The sequence below is a fragment of the Sphingomonas sp. genome (genome assembly GCF_036402235.1).
Classification (GTDB): domain Bacteria; phylum Pseudomonadota; class Alphaproteobacteria; order Sphingomonadales; family Sphingomonadaceae; genus Sphingomonas.
The window spans coordinates 304370-321905 of record NZ_DASWTG010000054.1 but is presented as its reverse complement, the minus strand read 5'-3'; the positions used below and the strand labels follow the sequence as shown (position 1 = coordinate 321905).

17 protein-coding genes and 1 tRNA gene are annotated in these 17536 nt (G+C 67.6%); 8 read left to right on the top strand and 10 right to left on the bottom strand.

What is annotated here, in order from left to right; translation table 11 throughout:
• Positions 1 to 30: 30 nt before the first annotated feature.
• The 5 genes from VGD28_RS12230 to VGD28_RS12210 form a co-directional block, all read right to left on the bottom strand.
• On the bottom strand, positions 31 to 1158 hold the full coding sequence (locus VGD28_RS12230; RefSeq protein WP_331028612.1) for an acyl-CoA dehydrogenase family protein: 1128 nt from the start codon (positions 1156 to 1158) through the stop codon (positions 31 to 33).
• A gap of 122 nt (positions 1159 to 1280) precedes the next feature.
• Positions 1281 to 2462, bottom strand: coding sequence for an acyl-CoA dehydrogenase family protein (locus tag VGD28_RS12225; RefSeq protein WP_331028611.1), 1182 nt, complete (start codon positions 2460 to 2462; stop codon positions 1281 to 1283).
• Positions 2459 to 3817, bottom strand: coding sequence for an amidase family protein (locus VGD28_RS12220; protein WP_331028610.1), 1359 nt, complete (start codon positions 3815 to 3817; stop codon positions 2459 to 2461). Before VGD28_RS12220 ends, VGD28_RS12225 begins: the two co-directional genes overlap by 4 nt.
• Positions 3810 to 5840, bottom strand: coding sequence for a 3-hydroxyacyl-CoA dehydrogenase NAD-binding domain-containing protein (locus tag VGD28_RS12215; RefSeq protein ID WP_331028609.1), 2031 nt, complete (start codon positions 5838 to 5840; stop codon positions 3810 to 3812). The genes VGD28_RS12220 and VGD28_RS12215 overlap by 8 nt, the downstream gene beginning before the upstream one ends.
• A 143-nt stretch (positions 5841 to 5983) precedes the next feature.
• Positions 5984 to 7210: a serine hydrolase domain-containing protein gene (locus VGD28_RS12210; protein ID WP_331028608.1), complete on the bottom strand. Its 1227-nt coding sequence runs from the start codon at positions 7208 to 7210 to the stop codon at positions 5984 to 5986.
• Between the two features lie 191 nt (positions 7211 to 7401).
• Here VGD28_RS12210 and VGD28_RS12205 point away from each other — a divergent pair, with 191 nt between their 5' ends.
• Complete coding sequence (locus VGD28_RS12205; protein WP_331028623.1) at positions 7402 to 9105, top strand: class I adenylate-forming enzyme family protein; 1704 nt, start codon at positions 7402 to 7404, stop codon at positions 9103 to 9105.
• Here VGD28_RS12205 and VGD28_RS12200 read toward each other — a convergent pair.
• Both VGD28_RS12200 and VGD28_RS12195 read right to left on the bottom strand, forming a co-directional pair.
• Complete coding sequence (locus VGD28_RS12200) at positions 9071 to 9505, bottom strand: DUF2809 domain-containing protein (RefSeq protein ID WP_331028607.1); 435 nt, start codon at positions 9503 to 9505, stop codon at positions 9071 to 9073. The genes VGD28_RS12205 and VGD28_RS12200 overlap by 35 nt on opposite strands.
• On the bottom strand, positions 9495 to 10967 hold the full coding sequence (locus VGD28_RS12195; RefSeq protein ID WP_331028606.1) for a glycerol kinase: 1473 nt from the start codon (positions 10965 to 10967) through the stop codon (positions 9495 to 9497). The genes VGD28_RS12200 and VGD28_RS12195 overlap by 11 nt, the downstream gene beginning before the upstream one ends.
• A gap of 278 nt (positions 10968 to 11245) precedes the next feature.
• On the opposite strand from VGD28_RS12195, the gene VGD28_RS12190 reads away from it, so the two are divergent.
• Entirely contained in the window at positions 11246 to 12463 is a 1218-nt protein-coding gene (locus VGD28_RS12190; RefSeq protein ID WP_414714497.1) for an AI-2E family transporter, read from the top strand.
• A 44-nt stretch (positions 12464 to 12507) separates the two neighbouring features.
• A tRNA-Asp gene (locus tag VGD28_RS12185) sits at positions 12508 to 12584 on the top strand.
• 15 nt (positions 12585 to 12599) lie between these two features.
• Here the strand turns inward: VGD28_RS12185 and VGD28_RS12180 are convergent.
• Together VGD28_RS12180 and VGD28_RS12175 are read right to left on the bottom strand one after the other, a co-directional pair.
• Entirely contained in the window at positions 12600 to 13031 is a 432-nt protein-coding gene (locus VGD28_RS12180; RefSeq protein ID WP_331028604.1) for a DoxX family protein, read from the bottom strand.
• Between the two features lie 12 nt (positions 13032 to 13043).
• Positions 13044 to 13574, bottom strand: coding sequence for an Lrp/AsnC family transcriptional regulator (locus tag VGD28_RS12175; protein WP_331028603.1), 531 nt, complete (start codon positions 13572 to 13574; stop codon positions 13044 to 13046).
• Between the two features lie 83 nt (positions 13575 to 13657).
• Between VGD28_RS12175 and VGD28_RS12170 the strand changes: the two genes are divergently transcribed.
• Positions 13658 to 14767, top strand: a complete 1110-nt coding sequence (locus VGD28_RS12170) for a S41 family peptidase (RefSeq protein ID WP_331028602.1) — start codon at positions 13658 to 13660, stop codon at positions 14765 to 14767.
• A gap of 135 nt (positions 14768 to 14902) precedes the next feature.
• Here the strand turns inward: VGD28_RS12170 and VGD28_RS12165 are convergent, their stop codons facing one another.
• Entirely contained in the window at positions 14903 to 15298 is a 396-nt protein-coding gene (locus VGD28_RS12165; protein WP_331028601.1) for a hypothetical protein, read from the bottom strand.
• 191 nt (positions 15299 to 15489) lie between these two features.
• Between VGD28_RS12165 and VGD28_RS12160 the strand changes: the two genes are divergently transcribed.
• The 4 genes from VGD28_RS12160 (at position 15490) to ruvC (ending at position 17534) form a co-directional block, all read left to right on the top strand.
• Positions 15490 to 15729, top strand: coding sequence for a DUF2312 domain-containing protein (locus VGD28_RS12160; RefSeq protein WP_331028600.1), 240 nt, complete (start codon positions 15490 to 15492; stop codon positions 15727 to 15729).
• 121 nt (positions 15730 to 15850) lie between these two features.
• Positions 15851 to 16177 (top strand): heavy metal-binding domain-containing protein, encoded by a 327-nt coding sequence (locus VGD28_RS12155; protein ID WP_331028599.1) that lies wholly within the window; start codon positions 15851 to 15853, stop codon positions 16175 to 16177.
• Between the two features lie 128 nt (positions 16178 to 16305).
• Positions 16306 to 17049, top strand: a complete 744-nt coding sequence (locus VGD28_RS12150; RefSeq protein ID WP_331028598.1) for a YebC/PmpR family DNA-binding transcriptional regulator — start codon at positions 16306 to 16308, stop codon at positions 17047 to 17049.
• Positions 17046 to 17534 (top strand): crossover junction endodeoxyribonuclease RuvC, encoded by a 489-nt coding sequence (gene ruvC, locus VGD28_RS12145; protein ID WP_331028622.1) that lies wholly within the window; start codon positions 17046 to 17048, stop codon positions 17532 to 17534. The genes VGD28_RS12150 and ruvC overlap by 4 nt, the downstream gene beginning before the upstream one ends.
• Positions 17535 to 17536: the final 2 nt, after the last annotated feature.

The following is a 17536-nucleotide window of genomic DNA, read 5'->3' as shown; positions in this document are numbered from 1 at the left end:
CCCCTCCCCTGAAGGGGAGGGGCTAAGAACTTAGTAGCCGCTCGCTTCCGCCAGCGCATTGGCATGGAAATTGGCGTCGCCGAACATCTCCGCCAGCACGCGGCCGCGCTTCATGTAGAAGCCGATGTCGAACTCGTCGGTCATGCCGATGCCGCCATGCATCTGCACCCCTTCCTGCACCGCGAGCGTCGAGGCAAGCCCCGCCATCGCCTTGGCGACCGACACGGCCTCGCCGGCCTTGGCGTCGCCGGCGTCGAGCAATTGCTGGGCCTTGAGCACCGCGGCGCGGGCGACTTCCAGCTCGGCATAGAGATGCGCGGCGCGGTGCTGCAGCGCCTGGAAGCTGCCGATCGGCACGCCGAACTGCTTGCGTTCCTTCAAATACCGGACGGTCATATCCATCGCGCCGCCGGCGACGCCGAGCGATTCCGCGGCGGCGCCGGTACGTCCGGCAGCGAGCAGCGCGTCCAGCACGGTGCGGCCGCCATCGACCTCGCCGATCACCGCATCGGCATCGACCGCGACGCTATCGAAGGCGATGCGCGCGGCGAGGCTGGAGTCGGCGAGGCGCTGGGGATCGGCGGTCACGCCCACCGCGTCCTTGGGCACCGCGAACAGCGTGACGCCGGCGTCGTCATCGGGCGCCCCCGCGGTGCGTGCGGCGACGATCAGCAGGTCGGCGATATGGCCATGAGTGACGAACTGCTTGACGCCGGAGAGGCGGAAGCCGTTGCCCGAACGCTCGGCCTTGAGGCCGACCGCGCTGCCGTGCTTGGCCTTCTCGTCGATCGCCAGCGCGGCGACGGCCTCGCCCGCGAGGATGCCGGGGAACCAGCGCTCGCGCTGGGCGCTGCCTTTGAGCGCCTCGACCGCAGTGACCGCGGTGGTGAGGAACGGGGAGGGGGAGAGGTTGCGGCCGATCTCCTCGAGCACCACGCCCGCCTCGACATGGCCAAGGCCGAGGCCGCCGTCGCTCTCGGGGATCAGGATGCCGGTGAAGCCCATTTCGGCGAACTGCTTCCAGAGGTCGCGGGAGAAACCGGTGGCGTCGTTGGCGTCGCGCAGCGCGCGCATGTGGCTGACCGGTGCGGCCTCGCCCACGAATTGCTGCGCGGCATCGCGGAGCATGGTCTGTTCTTCATTGAGGTAGAGGGGCATTTTTCGCTCCGTCGTCCCCCTATTTTCGTCACCCCAGCGGAAGCTGGGGTCTCGTGCGGCAAGGGAGCGCTCAAATTCCGAGAGGCCCCAGCTTTCGCTGGGGCGACGATTATGTTTGGCGGTTACGAAGGCAACTCCAGAATCCGCTTGGCGATGATGTTGAGCTGGACCTCGCTGGTCCCGCCCTCGATCGAATTGGCCTTGGTGCGCAGCCAGGCGCGCGGCGCGGCGCCGTTATTCGAGGCTGCGCTCTCCCATTCGAGCGAGTCCGATCCGCCCGCGGCCATCTCCAGCTCGTGCCGCGCCTTGTTCAGCTCGGTGCCGTAATATTTCATCATGCTCGGCTGGGCGGGGTGGGTGCGGCCAGCCTTGAGCTCGTCGATGAACCGTTCCGACATCGCCGCGAAGGCGCGCGCGCGCACCTCGTGCAGCGCGATCTGGCCGCGCAGCAGCGGATCGGCGAGGCGGCCGTCCTCGCCAAGCCCCATCCGCGCCACGGCATTGCCGATCAGCGTCCCGCCGCTCGACAGGCCGAGCCCCATGCCCGAGATCATCTCGCGCTCGTGACCCAGCAGGTATTTGGCGACGTCCCAGCCCTTGTTGAGCTCGCCCACCAGATTGGCCTTGGGCACCTTCACGTTGTCGAAGAAGGTCTCGCAGAAGGGCGAGTAGCCGCTGATCAGCAGGATCGGCTTGGTCGACACGCCGGGCGAGGCCATGTCGAACAGCAGGAAGCTGATCCCGGCCTGCTTGACGCTCTTGTCGGTGCGGACGAGGCAGAAGATCCAGTCGGCCTTGTCGGCATAGCTGGTCCACACCTTCTGCCCGTTGACCAGGAAATGGTCGCCCTTGTCCTCGGCGCTGGTGGCGAGCGCGGCGAGGTCGCTGCCCGCATTGGGCTCCGAATAGCCCTGGCACCAGCGGATCTCGCCGCGCGCGATCTTCGGGAGATGCTCGAGCTTCTGCGCCTCGTTGCCGTACTTCAGCAGCGCCGGGCCGAGCATCGAGATGCCGAAGCTGCTCAGCGGATTGCGGCAGCCGAGCGCGCGCATCTCCTCGCGCAGGATCTTGCTCTCGGCCGGCGACAGCCCGCCGCCGCCATATTCCTTTGGCCAGTCGGGCACGGTCCAGCCGCGCTCCGCCATGCGGTCCATCCACGCTTTCTGGTCGGGGGTCAGCGCCGATTGGTCGCGCCCGCCCCAGACGGTGTCCTTTTCGCTGCGCACCGGCTCGCGCATCGATGCGGGGCAATTCGCTTCCAGCCAGGCGCGCGTCTCGGCGCGGAAGGTGTCGAGGTCACTCATTGCAGCACTCCGTAGAGAAGGTCGGCGATCGCGATGGCGCGATGGTCGTCGCGGTAACCGGCCATCACCTGCAGGCCGACGGGCAGGCCGTCAGCGTCGGTTCCGGCGGGGAAGGCGGTGGCGGGAAGGCCCGGATAGGTGGCGAGGCCCGCCCAGACGAGCTGGGCGTCGTAGGACGTGTCCTGCCCGTCCACGGTCAGCCGGCGTTCGTTGTAGGGATCGTCGCGGTGCGGGAAGGCGGTGACGACATTGGCGGGGGTCACCACGGCGTCGAACTCGTCGAACAGCCGGCCCCACGCGCGGCGGTTGCGTGCCTGCGCGTCGAGCATGCCGAACCAGTCGGTGAGGCTCGCCACCTGTCCGTCCGGGCCGGGGGCGCCGCGCGCGAAGGTGATCGCGAGCATCTTGCAATAGGCACGGTGCTGCGCGGCGAGATCGGGGAGGAGGTCGCTCGATCGCGCGATATGGATGCCCGCGCGCGCTGCGGCGGCGTCGAGCCGGGCGAGCATGGCGCGAATCGCCGGATCGGTCGGCGCGGCGGGGTGGCGGTCGAGCAGCAGCAACTGCTTGCTGCTGGGGTCGAGGAGCTGGCCGGGACGCGGCAGCGATGTATCGGCGAGGATGTCGAGCATCGCGGCAAGGTCCGCGGCATCGCGCGCCATCGGCCCGACCACGCCGAGCGGCACGGGTGCACCGTCGGTGCCGGGGAAGCGGTGGCCATGGCTGTCGACCAGCTCATAGCTCGGCTTGTGTCCCCACACGCCGCAGAAGGCGGCGGGAACGCGGATCGATCCGCCGATGTCGGAGCCGATCTCCACGGGCACGAACCCGGCCGCCAGCGCCGCTGCCGAACCGCCCGACGAGCCGCCGGCGGTACGGGTGAGGTCGTGCGGGTTGGCGGTACGACCATAGACTGGGTTGTCCGACTGCCAGTCGGCGAGCCCAGGCGCGATGTTGGTCTTGCCGAGGATGATCGCGCCTGCCGCTTTCATCCGCTGCACCACGACCGCGTCGCTGGTCGCGATGTTGTCGCGGGCGTGCGTGAAGCCCCAGCTGGTCGGCAGCCCGGCGACGTCGAGCGCTTCCTTGACCGTCATCGGCACGCCGAGGAACGGCTGGCGCTCGCCGCGCGCCACGGCGGCGTCGGCACGATCGGCCGCGTCCCGCGCCCGCGCGTAGTCACGGACGACGACCGCGTTGACCGCCGCGTCGCCCGCCTCGATCCGCGCGATCGCCAGCTCGCATTGCTCGCGCGCGCTGGTCTCGCCGGCGGCAATCGCCGCGGCGATCCCGAGCGCGCTCGCCCCGGCCCATGCGTCCGCCGCATGGGAGGCCGGGGCAGCCAGCTCAGCCATTGAACTTCCCGCCGCTCCCGGCCTTGTCGCGGAGCAGCTTCGAGACCTCGAAGCCGTGCTTCTCCAGCCCCGCGACGATGGTCTTGAGGCCCACCGTGTCGGCCCAGAACATCGGGCCACCGCGATAGGGGGGCCAGCCATAGCCGTAGATCCACACGACATCGATGTCCGACGCGCGCTGGGCCATGCCCTCTTCCAGGATCTTCGCGCCCTCGTTGACCATCGTGTAGAATGTGCGCTCGATGATCTCCTCGTCGGTCACCTCATGCTGCGGGGTGCCGGTCTTCTTGCGAAACTCCTCTATGATCTCGGCGACGCGGGGGCTGGGCGACGGATTGCGCTTGTCGTCATAGTCGTAGAAGCCCGCCGTGGTCTTCTGGCCCCAGCGGTTCTCGGCGGCGAGCGCATCGCGGATATTCTCGATCCGGGTCGGGTCGCGGTGCCAGCCGATATCGACGCCGGCAAGGTCGCTCATCTGGAACGGGCCCATCGGCATGCCGAACTCGACATGGACCTTGTCGACCTGCATCGGCGTCGCGCCCTCGTGGAGCAGCTTCATGGCCTCCATCTGGCGCGGGATCAGCATGCGGTTGCCGATGAAGCCGTAACAGACGCCCGCGACGACAGCGGCCTTCTTGATCTTCTTGGCGAGGTCCATGACGGTCGCCAGCACCTCCTTGTCGGTCTTCGCACCGCGCACGACCTCGAGCAGCTTCATGACATTGGCGGGAGAGAAGAAGTGCATGCCGACCACGTCGCCCGGGCGGCTGGTCGCGGTCGCGATCTCGTCGATGCTGAGATAGCTGGTGTTCGACGCCAGGATCGCGCCTGGCTTGGCGATCCTGTCGAGCTTGCCGAAGATGTCCTTCTTGACGTCCATATTCTCGTACACGGCCTCGATGATGAGGTCGCAATCGGCGAGGTCGTTCAGGTCGAGTGTCGGCTTGAGCAGCCCCATCGCTCCCTCGACCTGCTCGCCGGTCATCCGGCCCTTGGCGGCGGTCGCCTCGTAATTCTTGCGGATCGTGCCGGTGCCGCGGTCGAGCGCCTCCTGCTGCATCTCGGCGATCGTCACCGGAATGCCTGCGGACAGGAAGTTCATCGAAATGCCGCCGCCCATCGTGCCGGCGCCGATCACGCCCACGCGCTTGATCGGGCGCAGCTTGGTATCCTCGGGCACGTCGTCGATCTTCGCGGCCTTGCGCTCGGCGAAGAAGATATGGCGCAGCGCCGCGCTTTGCGCGCCCATGATCAGCTTCATAAAGCCCATGCGCTCGCGCTGCACGCCCTCGGCATAGGGCTTGCCGGCGGTCTCCTCGATCACCGCGATGATCTCCGCCGGGGCGTCCATGTTGCGGAAGCGCTTGGCGTTGGCCTTGCGGAAGGCATCGAACGCACCCGCCTCCACCGTCACCGGCTTCTCGCTGGTGCGGGGGAGGGGACGCGCGGCGGCGACCTCATTGGCATAGGCGACGGCGTCGGCGGTCAGGCTGTCCTCACCGGCGAGGCGATCGACCAGGCCGGCATCCTTGGCCTGCTGCGCCGAGACCGGGTCGCCCTTCGCCGCCAGCTCGAGCGCGAACTCGACGCCCGCGACGCGCGGCAGCCGCTGCGTGCCGCCCGCGCCGGGCAGGATGCCGAGCTTGACCTCGGGCAGGCCGAACTTCGCCGAGGGCACGGCGATGCGGTAGTGGCATGCCAGCGCGACCTCGCACCCGCCGCCCAGTGCGGTGCCGTGGACCGCGGCCACCACCGGCTTCTCGCTCGCCTCGATCAGATCGACCAGCACCGGGAGCGAAGGCTCCTGCATCGGCTTGCCGAATTCGGTGATGTCGGCGCCCGCGAAGAAGGTGCGCCCGTCGCAGCGGATCACCGCCGCCTTCAGGCCGTCGTCGCCCGCCAGTTCCTTGATCGCCGCGTCCAGCCCCTGCCGCACCGCCGCGCCGAGCGCGTTCACCGGCGGGTTGTTGGAGGTGATGACGAGGATATCGCCTTGGCGTTCGGTGGTGATGGGAGAGGTCATTGGTCCTGCACTTCCTTCTTATGATCGCCATCCCCGCGCAGGCGGGGATCCATTGACGCTGGTGTCGCGGCTTCCGCCGGAACGTTAGCCCTGAATGGATTCCCGCCTTCGCGGGAATGACGGGGTAAGGGTAGGGTTCGAAATCATGTCAGCGCCGAATAGATCATCGTCTTGAGCTCGCGCCGGATCGGGTAGAGGCCCGAGGGCGAAAGCTGGGTCATGAACACCATCGTGATCCGCTCGACCGGGTCGACGAAGAAGGCGGTCGAGAACATGCCGCCCCAATAATATTCGCCGACCGATCCGGGGATCATCGATCTGGCGACATCCAGGTTGACCGCGAAGCCCAGGCCGAAGCCGGTGCCCGCGTTCTGCGTCTCACTGAACAGCGAGCGTGACAGGGTCGAGAGGTCGGAATTGCCGGGCAGGTGGTTCTGCACCATCAGCTCGAGCGTCTTGCGCCCGATGATCCGCGCGCCCTCCAGCGTGCCGCCATTGAGCAGCATCGTGCAGAAGCGGTGATAGTCGAGCGCGGTCGAGACCAGCCCGCCGCCGCCCGAAAGCAGGGTGGGGCGCTTGCTCCAGGCCGATTTCGCGCCCTCGTCATACATGACGCGCGCGCCCTGGACGAAGGTCCAGCAATCGGTGAGCCGGTCGATCTTCTCCAGCGGCACCATGAAGCCGGTGTCGGCCATGCCGAGCGGCGCGAAGATCCGCTCCTCGAAATAGCGGTCGAGCGGCATGCCCGACACGCGTTCGATCACCGCGCCGAGCACGTCGGTCGATACCGAGTAGTTCCAAGCCTCGCCCGGTGAGAACTCCAGCGGCAGCTTGCCCAGCGCAGCGACGAACCCGTCGAGGTCGAGATTGCCGTGCCAGTTCTCGATCTTCCCGGCACGATAGGCGGCGTCGATATTGCCGCGATTCTGGAAGCCGTAGGTGAGGCCCGAGGTGTGGCGCAGCAGGTCGACCATGCGCATCGGTGCCGCGGTCGGCCTGGTCACGAACGGCACGCCGCCCCCGCCGCCGTCATAGACGCCGACGCCCTTGAGCTCGGGCAGGACGTGATGGACGGGCGTGTCGAGCGCGACCGTGCCCTCCTCGACCAGCTGCATGAACGCGATCGATGTGACCGGCTTGGTCATCGACGCGATGCGGAAGATCGAGGTCTCGTCCACCGGCGCGCCATTCTCACGCGCTGAGCCCTGATGGCTGAAATGAACGATTCGCCCATCGCGCGCGATCAGCAGCTGCGCATGCGGCAGCCTGCCCGAGTCGAGATAGCGCGTCTTGATGAACGCATCGATCGCGCCGAGCCGGTCGGCGTCGAAGCCCGTCACAGCGGGCGGTGCGAAGCTGGCGGCGTCCATACCCCTAATTCGAATCCTTGCTTCCGGCGGTTTGCTCCGCCTGTCGCTTCCCTATTGCGTTTGGCGGCGGATGAATCAAGAATAACCTGAAAGAAGCGGCGGTGGAAACGCCAAACCGCACATTCAACAACGCTGGAGAGACTGCCTTGGCCGCCGAACCGATCATCCCGCTCGACCCAAACTGGCCGAAGATGACGCTAGGGCAAGCGCAGGCGCTGATGACCGCGCCGGGCCAGAAGTTCGAGATGGACGAGGTCGAGATCCGCGGCGTGCCCACACGGGTGTGGAAGAATGCCCCGCCCAACCTCGCTTTCCTGATCCAGGCATCGCGCATGTACGGTGCACGCGAGTTCACCATCCATGAGGATGAGCGCGTCACCTTCGAGGCCAATTTCCGCGCGGTCGCGCACCTTGCGACGAAGCTGCGCGAGATGGGGGTGAAGAAGGGGGATCGCGTCGCGCTGGCGATGCGCAACCTGCCCGAATGGCCGGTGATCTTCTTCGCCACGGTCAGCATCGGCGCGATCCTGGTCCCGCTCAACGCCTGGTGGACGGGCGGCGAGCTCGACTATGGCCTGCGCGATTCGGGCAGCAGCGTGCTGTTCGTCGATGGCGAGCGCTACGACCGGCTGGCTGGCATCCTGCCCGGCTTGCCTGATCTCAGGCACATCGTCGTCAGCCGCGCGCGCGGCGCGCTGAGGGAGGGCGTCCAGCGGCTCGAGGACCTGATCGGCGCGCCCAACGACTGGGCGTCGCTCGCCGATGTGCCGCTGCCCGCCGATCCCGACCTGGTGCCGGAGGACGATGCGACGATCTTCTACACCAGCGGCACCACCGGCCATCCCAAGGGCGCGCTCGGCACGCACCGCAACCTTTCGACCAACATCCTGTCGGGCGGCTATGGCGCCGCACGCTCGTTCCTGCGGCGCGGCGAGATGCCGCCCGAGCCGCAGCCCAAGACCGGGCTGATGGTGATCCCGCTGTTCCACGTCACCGCCTGCTCGGCCAGCCTGATGGGCACCGTGGCGGCGGGCAACACGCTGGTCTTCATGCGCAAATGGGATCCGGTGCAGGCGATGGAGATCATCCAGCGCGAGAAGGTCAACCTGACCGGCGGCGTGCCGACGATCGCCTGGCAGCTGCTCGAGCATCCCGACCGTGCGAAGTACGACCTCTCCAGCCTCGAGGCGATCGCCTATGGCGGCGCGCCCTCCGCGCCCGAGCTGGTCAAGCGCATCTTCACCGAATTCGGCGCGCTCCCCGGAAACGGCTGGGGGATGACCGAGACGATGGCGACGGTGACCGGCCATTCGTCGGAGGACTATCTCAACCGTCCGACCAGCGCCGGCCCGCCCGTGCCGGTGGCTGAGCTCAAGATCATGGACGCGGAGGGCGAGCGCGAGCTGCCGGTGGGCGAGGTGGGCGAGCTATGGGCCAAGGGGCCGATGATCGTGAAGGGCTATTGGAACAAGCCCGCCGAGACCGCCGAATGCTTCCGCGACGGCTGGGTGCGCACCGGCGACCTCGCCCGGGTCGATGAGGAAGGTTTCCTATTCATCGTCGATCGCGCCAAGGACATCATCATCCGCGGCGGGGAGAACATCTACTCGTCTGAGGTCGAGGATGTGCTCTACGCGCATCCGGCGGTCACCGACGCGGCGCTGATCGGCATCCCGCACAAGACGCTGGGCGAGGAGCCGGCTGCGGTGGTGCATCTCGCGCCGGGCACGCATGCGACCGAGGCGGAGCTTCAGGCCTGGGTGCGCGAGCGGCTGGCGGGCTTCAAGGTCCCGGTGGCGGTGCGCTTCGTCGAGGAGACGCTGCCGCGGAACGCCAATGGCAAGATCCTGAAGAAGGATCTCAAGGGCCTCTTCGTGGACGAGGCGGCGGCCTAGCGGCCGCCGTTGCAGCAGCTTCGGCGAGGACGGCGATGCCCGCACCCGCGACATAGGCGACGAAGTCCCACCCTTCGAATCCCATACCCAGCACCGTCCGCGCAACGGCGCTGTTGGACAGGCCCAGCAGGTGCACGATGCCGATCAGCTGGCCGAACTCAACGGTGACGGCGACCGCGAACGCCGCCATCGCAGCAGCCGTCACGCCGATCCGCAGCACCGCACGCAGGCCGAGATAGACGAGGATGACCGCAAGAACATCACCCAGATAAGGTCGCACGAACTGATCACGGACATAGAGTGCGATCAGCACTTCGATCGCGAAGACGAGCAGAGTCAGAAGCGCATAGCCGGTGTGGAAGCGAAGGCGTTTCATGCGATTTGCCGGATCAGGCTGCATGCTCCGGCAGCACCTGCGCAACGGCGGCGCGCCACCCGTCCAGCCTGATCTGGCGCGCGGAGTCTCCCATCCTGGGCTCGAATACTTCCACCGCCCCCCGCATCGCCGCGGCCTCGTCCAGCCCCGCGAACATCCCGCAGCCTACGCCCGCGAGCATCGCCGCGCCCAGCGCGGTGGTCTCGGTGAAGCCTGGCCGCTCGACCGTCACGCCCAGCACATCGGCAAGGTCCTGCGCGATCCAGTCATTGGCGACCATGCCGCCGTCGATGCGCAGCGATGCCCAGTCCGCGCCGTCCGCGGCGAACGCCGTCTTCAGGTCCTGGCTCTGGTGCGCCATCGCCTCGAGCGCGGCGCGGACGACATGCGCCTTGGTGCTGGCGAGGCTCAGCCCGCTGATCGCGCCGCGCGCCTCCGGCTCCCACCAGGGCGCGCCGAGGCCGGTGAGCGCGGGGACGAAATAGACGCCGCCATTGTCGGGGACCGATCGCGCGAGTGCTTCGGTCTCCCCCGCGCTTTCGATCAGCCCAAGCGAATCGCGCAGCCATTTGACCACGCTGCCCGCGACGAACACCGATCCCTCGATCGCATAGGTGCGCCGCCCCCCGAGCTGGCACAGAACGGTCGAGAGGAGGCGGTGCTTCGAGGCAGGCTGGCGCTCGCCGGCGTTGGTGAGCACGAACGCGCCAGTGCCATAGGTGGCCTTGGTATCGCCGGATGACAGGCAGGCCTGCCCGATCGTCGCCGCCTGCTGGTCGCCGGCCATGGCGCAGATCGGGATACGGCCGCCGAACAGCGAGGTTTCACCGAAGCGGCCAGCGCAATCGACGATCTCGGGCAGCGCCGCACGGCGCGCGCCGAACAGATCGATCAGACCATCGCTCCACCCTCCGCTGCCCAGGCCCATGAGCAGGGTGCGCGAGGCGTTGGTGGCATCGGTGATGTGGAGGCCGCCCGTAAGCTTCCAAATCAGCCAGCTTTCGATCGTGCCGATGGCCAGCCGATCGCCCGCCTCACGAAGCTGTGGCCAGTTCTTCATCGCCCAGGCGATCTTGGTGCCGCTGAAATAAGGATCGAGCAGCAGGCCGGTGCGCGCCTGCACGCCCGGCTCCTCGCCGGCCTCCTTCATCTCGCGGCAGATCGCGGCGCTGCGCCGGTCCTGCCACACGATCGCGGGCGCGAGCGGCTCGCCGGTGGACTTGTCCCAGAACACCACGGTCTCACGCTGGTTGGTGATGCCGATCGCGGCGATCGCGTCGGCACCGCCCGCCTTGTCGACCATCGCGCGGACGCAGCGCAGCGTCTTGTCCCAGATCTCGGCGGCATCGTGTTCGACGAGGCCCGCCGCCGGATAATGCTGCGTCAGCTCAGCGGATTGGCTTGCGAGGCAGGTGCCGTCCGGCGCGAACAGCATCGCGCGGGTCGAGGTCGTGCCCTCGTCGATGACCAGCAGTTTCTCTCCCATGGAATAACGGTAGGGCGGATCGATATCTGGTTTCAATCCTCCCCCGCCACGGGGAGGTGGCGCGCGCAGCGCGACGGAGGGGGAGGACGCCCCGACGATCGTTCTGGCATCCGCCCCTCCGTCAGCTTCGCTGACGCCTCCCCCTGGCGGGGGAGGATTATTCGGAAGTTTCAGCGCCGCAGTTGGGATTACACGTCACGCGAAATCGCGCTAGAAGACACGGGAAAGGCGGGCGAAACTTGGGCGACGACACGAGCAGGGGCGACGAAGAAGGCGCGATCTCGCACCCCGCGCCGCCGCTCCAGCCGCTCGTCGCCCCCGCGCACGATACCGAGGCGGAGAATCGCCGCGACCGGCTGCTCGCCGCGCTCACGCTGATGATCGGCGCCGGCCTGTTCCTCGCCTTGCCCTTTGCGCTCAAGGCGGGCTCGCCCTTCTTCCTGCCGCTTACCGCGGCGCTGGTCATCGCCGTCGCGCTGGTGCCGGTGCTCGAATGGCTCGAGCGGCATCGCGTGCCGACCCCGCTCGCTGCGCTGATCTGCGTGCTGCTGTTCCTCACCGCCGCCAATGCCGCGATCGTCTCGATCGTCGTCCCCGCATGGAGCTGGCTCAGCGCGATCCCCGAGCGGATCGACAATATCCAGTCGAACGTCCGGCCGCTGATCGATTTCTACGCCAACCTCGAATCCTTCGTGAACAAGACGATCGAGGAGTTCGCGCAGCGCCCGATTCGCCAGGCCAGCGCCGCGGCCGAGCCGCCGCGCTCGCTGCTCGAATTCGTCACCAGCGCCGCGCCGGCGGCGTTCATCGAGATGTTCTTCGCGATCCTCGTGATCTTCTTCTTCCTCTCCGGCTGGACGCGGCTGCGGCGCAAGGCGATCACCAGCCGCACCAGCTTCGGCGGGGCGATGGCGACGGCGCGGGTGATCCAGGACGTGGTCGACGACACCTCGGCCTATCTCGGCACGATCACCGCGATCAACGTGTCGCTCGGCCTGCTCGTCGCCGGCGCGCTGTGGCTGATCGGCATGCCCAGCCCGCTGATGTGGGGCGGCATCGTCACGCTGCTCAACTACATCCCCTATCTGGGTCCCATCTTTGCCGCGCTGCTGCTCGCGCTGGGCGGGCTGATGACCTATCAGGACGTGTGGACCGCGCTGCTGCCCGCCGGGATCATGATCGCCTTTCACCTGATCGAGGCCAATGTCGTGACTCCGCTGATCGTCGGGCGCCGCCTCACGATCAACCCGATCATGATCCTGATCTCGCTGTCCTTCTGGGGCTGGGTGTGGGGCACGCCGGGCGCGCTGCTCGCGGTGCCGCTGCTGATCATCTTCCAGACCGTGCTCAACGCCGCGGGGAAGCCCGACATCGCCGGATTCCTGTTCGAGCACGGCACGTTGGTGGCCGGCGGAACCCCGCTTCCACCGCGCCCGCAGGATAATCGCGTGAGCGGGCGCGAAAGGGCTGTTGACAGCCCCCAACCGCCCGTCTAGGTGCCGCGCTCTCGCAAGGGACGGCGCTTCGGCGCAGGACGCAAGCGGGTGTAGCTCAGTTGGTTAGAGCGCCGGCCTGTCACGCCGGAGGTCGCGGGTTCGAGCCCCGTCACTCGCGCCATCCTCTTCGGGATGGCTACCTCCTCGAAAGCATCGCATCGATTGCGATCCGCCCCGCGCCGATCGTCGCGAAGATCAGCCCGATCACCACCAATGCCGCCGCCGGAAAGGCAGGGCGGATGCCGAGCGGCGCATCGACCATCACCAGCGCGACGATGAAGTTGAACGCGCAGACGAGGCCGGCCCAGCGAGTCGCGAATCCGGCGATGAAGGCGACGCCCACCAGGAACTGCGCATAGACCGACAGCCGCGCCATCAGCCACGGCATCGCGAAGCCCTTGATCGTGAGGAATTTCTCGAACTCGGCCATGCGCTCGGCGCTGACGATATTGTCCCACACGCCGTAGATCAGGAATGCCCCGACCACGAGCCGCGTCGCCAGCAACGCCAGATCCGCGCCGCCCGCCAGCTGCGGCAAGGTCAGCCAGTTGTTCCGCTTCCGCCTCATCGATCTCTCCCCTTATGTCTGGTCGCCGTCTCCCGCGCGCAGCGGGATCGCCGCGCTCTGCTTGTGCACCCGCTTGACGAAGCCGGTCTCGTAACGCCGTACCGCCGGGTCGTTCTGGAAGAGCCGCTCGGCCAGATCGTTGTAATCCGCCATGTCGCGCGCAGAGATCAACACCGCCAGATCGTTGGCGCCCGCGACGTCGAGGATCATCTGCACCTCTGGCACCGCCGCCAGCTTGGCGCGCAGCGCCGCGATGCCGCGCTCTTCGGCATGCTCGTGCACCTGGACGTTGACGAGTGCGCGCAACCGCCGGTCGCTGAGCTTCGGGGACACCACCGCCATATCCGCCGCGATCCAGCCTTCGGCACGCAGCCGGCGCACCCGCCGCGTCACCGCGGAGGCGGAGAGGGGAACCTCGCGCGCGAGCTGCTCGGCCGTCGCCAGCGCATCCGCCTGGAGCAGATTGAGCAACTGGATGTCGAAAGCGTCGAGCTTGCCCATTTCCGCCGCCTGCACCTGCGCCTCTGCCGATTTTCGTCGCATAGCCGGTTCAGTTTGATCGCAAAAGGCGTGTTGGTCGAATACAACACATGGCCGATGGGCATGTCGAACGATGGAGCGTGGTGATGCGTAAGCAGATTCTGACGGCGGCGATGCTCGCGGCGATGGCGCTGCCGGTACTGGCTCAGAGCACGGGACCAGGGCCGGCCACGGAGACCGCTGCGGCTTATGATGCGGGGGTGGCGAAAGAGGCAGTGACGAAACTGGCGGACGAGATCGAGAAGAATTTCGTCTTCCCGGACGTCGCGAAACGCTATGCCGCGGCGCTGCGCGCCAAGCTCGCCGAGGGCGGCTATGACGGCTTCACCGACAGCGATGTGCTCGCCCGCGCGGTGACGGCCGATCTTCAGGCGGTCGCGCCCGACGGCCATCTTGCCATGTTCCCGCCCGGCGGTCCGCGTCCGCAGCGCGCCGGCGGCCCGTCGCGTGCGCCCGGCGGCTCGCCGCCCGCGCCGATGGAGCAGGCGGGCATGATCGCGCCGGGGATCGCCTTCGTGCGCTTCAACGGCTTCTACGGCCAGCCCGGGACGCTCGCGGCCTTCACGAAATTCCTCGACGCCAATGCCGGGGCCAGGGCGTTGATCATCGACGCCCGCACGCATCGCGGCGGCGGGCTGGAAGAGATGGACCTCCTCTTCCCGCGCATCTTCACCAGGGCACAGCCGGTGATGGTGATGGACACCCGCGCCTCGGTCGCCGCGGCCAGGGGGCCGCTGCCCTTCGGCTCGCTGGTCAAGGTCGATGCGCCCGCCGAACTGGCGCGCAGCGAACATCGCGTCGCGCCCGTCAGCCCCGCGAGCCCCTGGGCAAAGGCGAAGATCTATCTTCTCACCTCGGGCCGCACCGCTTCGGCCGCGGAGCATCTCGCCTCGGCGCTCAAGAACACGAAACGCGCGACGCTGATCGGAGACGTCACTGCGGGCGCCGGCCATTATGGCGGTCCAGTGCAGCTCCCCGGCGGCTACGGCGCCTTCATCCCGTTCGGCCGCAGCTACTTCCCGGGCGGCGACGGCTGGGAAGGGACGGGGATCGCCCCCGACATCAAGGTCGCGCCCGAGCGCGCGCTGGTCGAGGCGCTCACCCGCGAAGGCGTCGCCCCCGCCGAGGCGGAGGCGTTGTCGGCCAGGCACATGCCGAGCGAGCCGATGGAGCGCCGCAAGCCGCGGAAGCTCTAAGCCAAATCCTCCCCCGCCAGGGGGAGGTGTCGGCGAAGCTGACGGAGGGGGCGGACGCCGGAACGCTGGCGGCTCGCATCCTCCCCCTCCGTCATCGCTGCGCGATGCCACCTCCCCCTGGCGGGGGAGGGTTCTTCACGCAAACGCCCCACCAGCCTTGCCCGCGTTGCGGAGCGCCAGGATCTGAAGCTCCGCGAACAGGGCCACCGCCAGCGCCTGCGCCGTGACGAAGGCGTAACCGAACGCATTGGGGCTGACAAACAGGGCCATCGTCGCGAAGCTCGCGATCACCCAGGCGATGTTGATCGCGATCACCGCGATCACCCCGCCGCGCGCCGGCCTGACCGCCATCGCCAGCACCAGCGCGAGAAAGGGGACGAGCGCGAGCCCTGCGCCGCGGATCAGGGCTTCGGGCAGGCCGGTGAGGCCGGCGGTGAAGCCCGCGGCGGCGATGGCGAGCACCGCGGTGGCGCCGGTGCCGATGAAATCGACAAGCATCGCCTGGCGGACGGTAAGCGGAAAGCGGATCATTTGCAGTTCTCCTTGCGGTTCTTGCGGCATCCCTCGCCGCGGTGACTGCAAGTTCGCAGGGGCTACGAATCAATCCAATTACGTCGCAGGTAATGGGCGTTCGGGCCTATCCACAGCGTTCCGCCGCACGCCCCCTTGCACCCCTTGGCGCAGCCGCTAAACGCGCCCGTTCACCATCAATGGAGCGGGACATGAGCGACTCGATTTCGGCCGAGCAGCTGCGCCTTCTGATCGAGCGGATCGAGCGGCTGGAAGAGGAAAAGAAGGGCATCAGCGACGACATCAAGGATGTCTATGCCGAGGCCAAGTCGACCGGTTTCGACGCCAAGACGATCCGCACGATCGTGCGCCTGCGCAAAATGGAGAAGCACCAGCTCGACGAGCAGGACGCGCTTCTGGAAACCTATCGCGCCGCGCTGGGCATGGGTTGAGTCCGTCCCGTTCGTGTCGAGCGAAGTCGAGACATTGCGAGGCTGTGAACTGTCTCCGCTTCTCGACTTCGCTCGAAGCGAACGGATAAGGTAGTCCGCGATAGGAGCGGAGGCCTTTTCCATGATTCTCACGACCACCAGCACCGTCGATGGTCACACCGTCACCCGCTATCACGGCATCGTGACGGCCGAGGTGATCATCGGCGCCAACATCTTCCGCGACCTGTTCGCGGGCATTCGCGACATTGTCGGCGGGCGCTCGGGCAGCTATGAGCGACCGCTCAAGGAAGCGCGCAAGACCGCGCTGGAAGAGCTCAGGGACGAGGCGCTGGCGCTCGGCGCCAACGGCGTGATCGGGATCGATTTCGACTATGAGGTGATCGGCAAGGGCGGTTCGATGCTGATGGTCTCCGCGTCGGGCACCGCGGTCACGGTGAGCGGGGTGTGAGCAGTAGTTTTTGACCTTCCGCTCATGCTGAGCTTGTCGAAGCACTGTCTTTTCTTCTAACCGCACGTTGCAGAAGGGCCGGGCTTCGACAAGCTCAGCCCGAAGGGGTTCATTTTCAGGTCGAGACCATGGCAGGCCATTCCAAGTTCAAGAACATCATGCACCGTAAGGGCGCGCAGGATAAGAAGCGCTCGGGCATGTTCTCCAAGCTCAGCCGCGAAATCACCGTCGCGGCCAAAATGGGCTTGCCCGATCCCGACATGAATCCGCGCCTGCGCGCCGCGGTCAACGCCGCCAAGGCGCAGTCGATGCCAAAGGACAATATCCAGCGCGCGATCGACAAGGCGAGCAAGGGCGATGCCGAGAATTACGAGGAAATCCGCTACGAGGGCTTCGGCCCCGGCGGCGTCAGCCTGATCATCGAGGCGCTTTCGGACAACCGCAACCGCACCGCGACCAATGTCCGCACCGCGGTCAGCAAGAATGGCGGCAACCTTGGCGCATCGGGCTCGGTCAGCCACGCTTTCGACCGAGTCGGCCTGATCAACTATCCTGCCAGCGCGGGCGACGCCGAGAAGGTGTTCGAGGCCGCGCTCGAAGCGGGTGCCGAGGATGTGACGTCGAGCGAGGACGGCCACGAGATCTGGACCGCCAGCGCCGACCTGCACGAAGTCGCCAAGGCGCTCGAGGCGGTGTTGGGCGAGGCTGAGGGCGCCAAGCTCGCCTGGAAGCCGCAGACGATGGTCGAGGTCGACGAGGCCGACGCTGCGACGCTGTTCAAGCTGATCGACGCGCTCGACGACGACGACGACGTGCAGACCGTGTGGGGCAATTACGAAGTCTCCGACGCGGTGATGGAGAAGCTGGGCTGATCCTGCTCGGCCTCGATCCCGGCCTCGGCACCACGGGCTGGGGATTGATCCGCGCCGAGGGTAATCGCCTCAGCCACATTGCCAACGGGCATCTCAAGACCGACGCGCAGGCGCCGCTGTCGCGCCGTCTCGCGCATCTGGACGCGATGCTGGTGGCACTCATCGCCGATCATGCGCCGCACGGCGCGGCGGTCGAGGAGGTGTTCGTCAACTCCAACCCGCAATCGACGCTCAAGCTCGCCCATGCCCGCGGCGTCGCGATCGCTGCGGCGGCGCGGGCGGGGCTCGATGTGGGGGAATATGCCCCGCGGCTGGTCAAGAAGGCGGTGGTCGGCACCGGCAATGCGGATAAGGCGCAGGTCCATGCGATGGTCGCGCGGCTGCTTCCGGGCGCCAAGATCGCCGGCGCCGACGCCGCCGACGCGCTCGCGGTCGCGATCTGCCACGCGCATCATCTGGCGAGTGCGCGCGCGCTGTCGCGCTGATC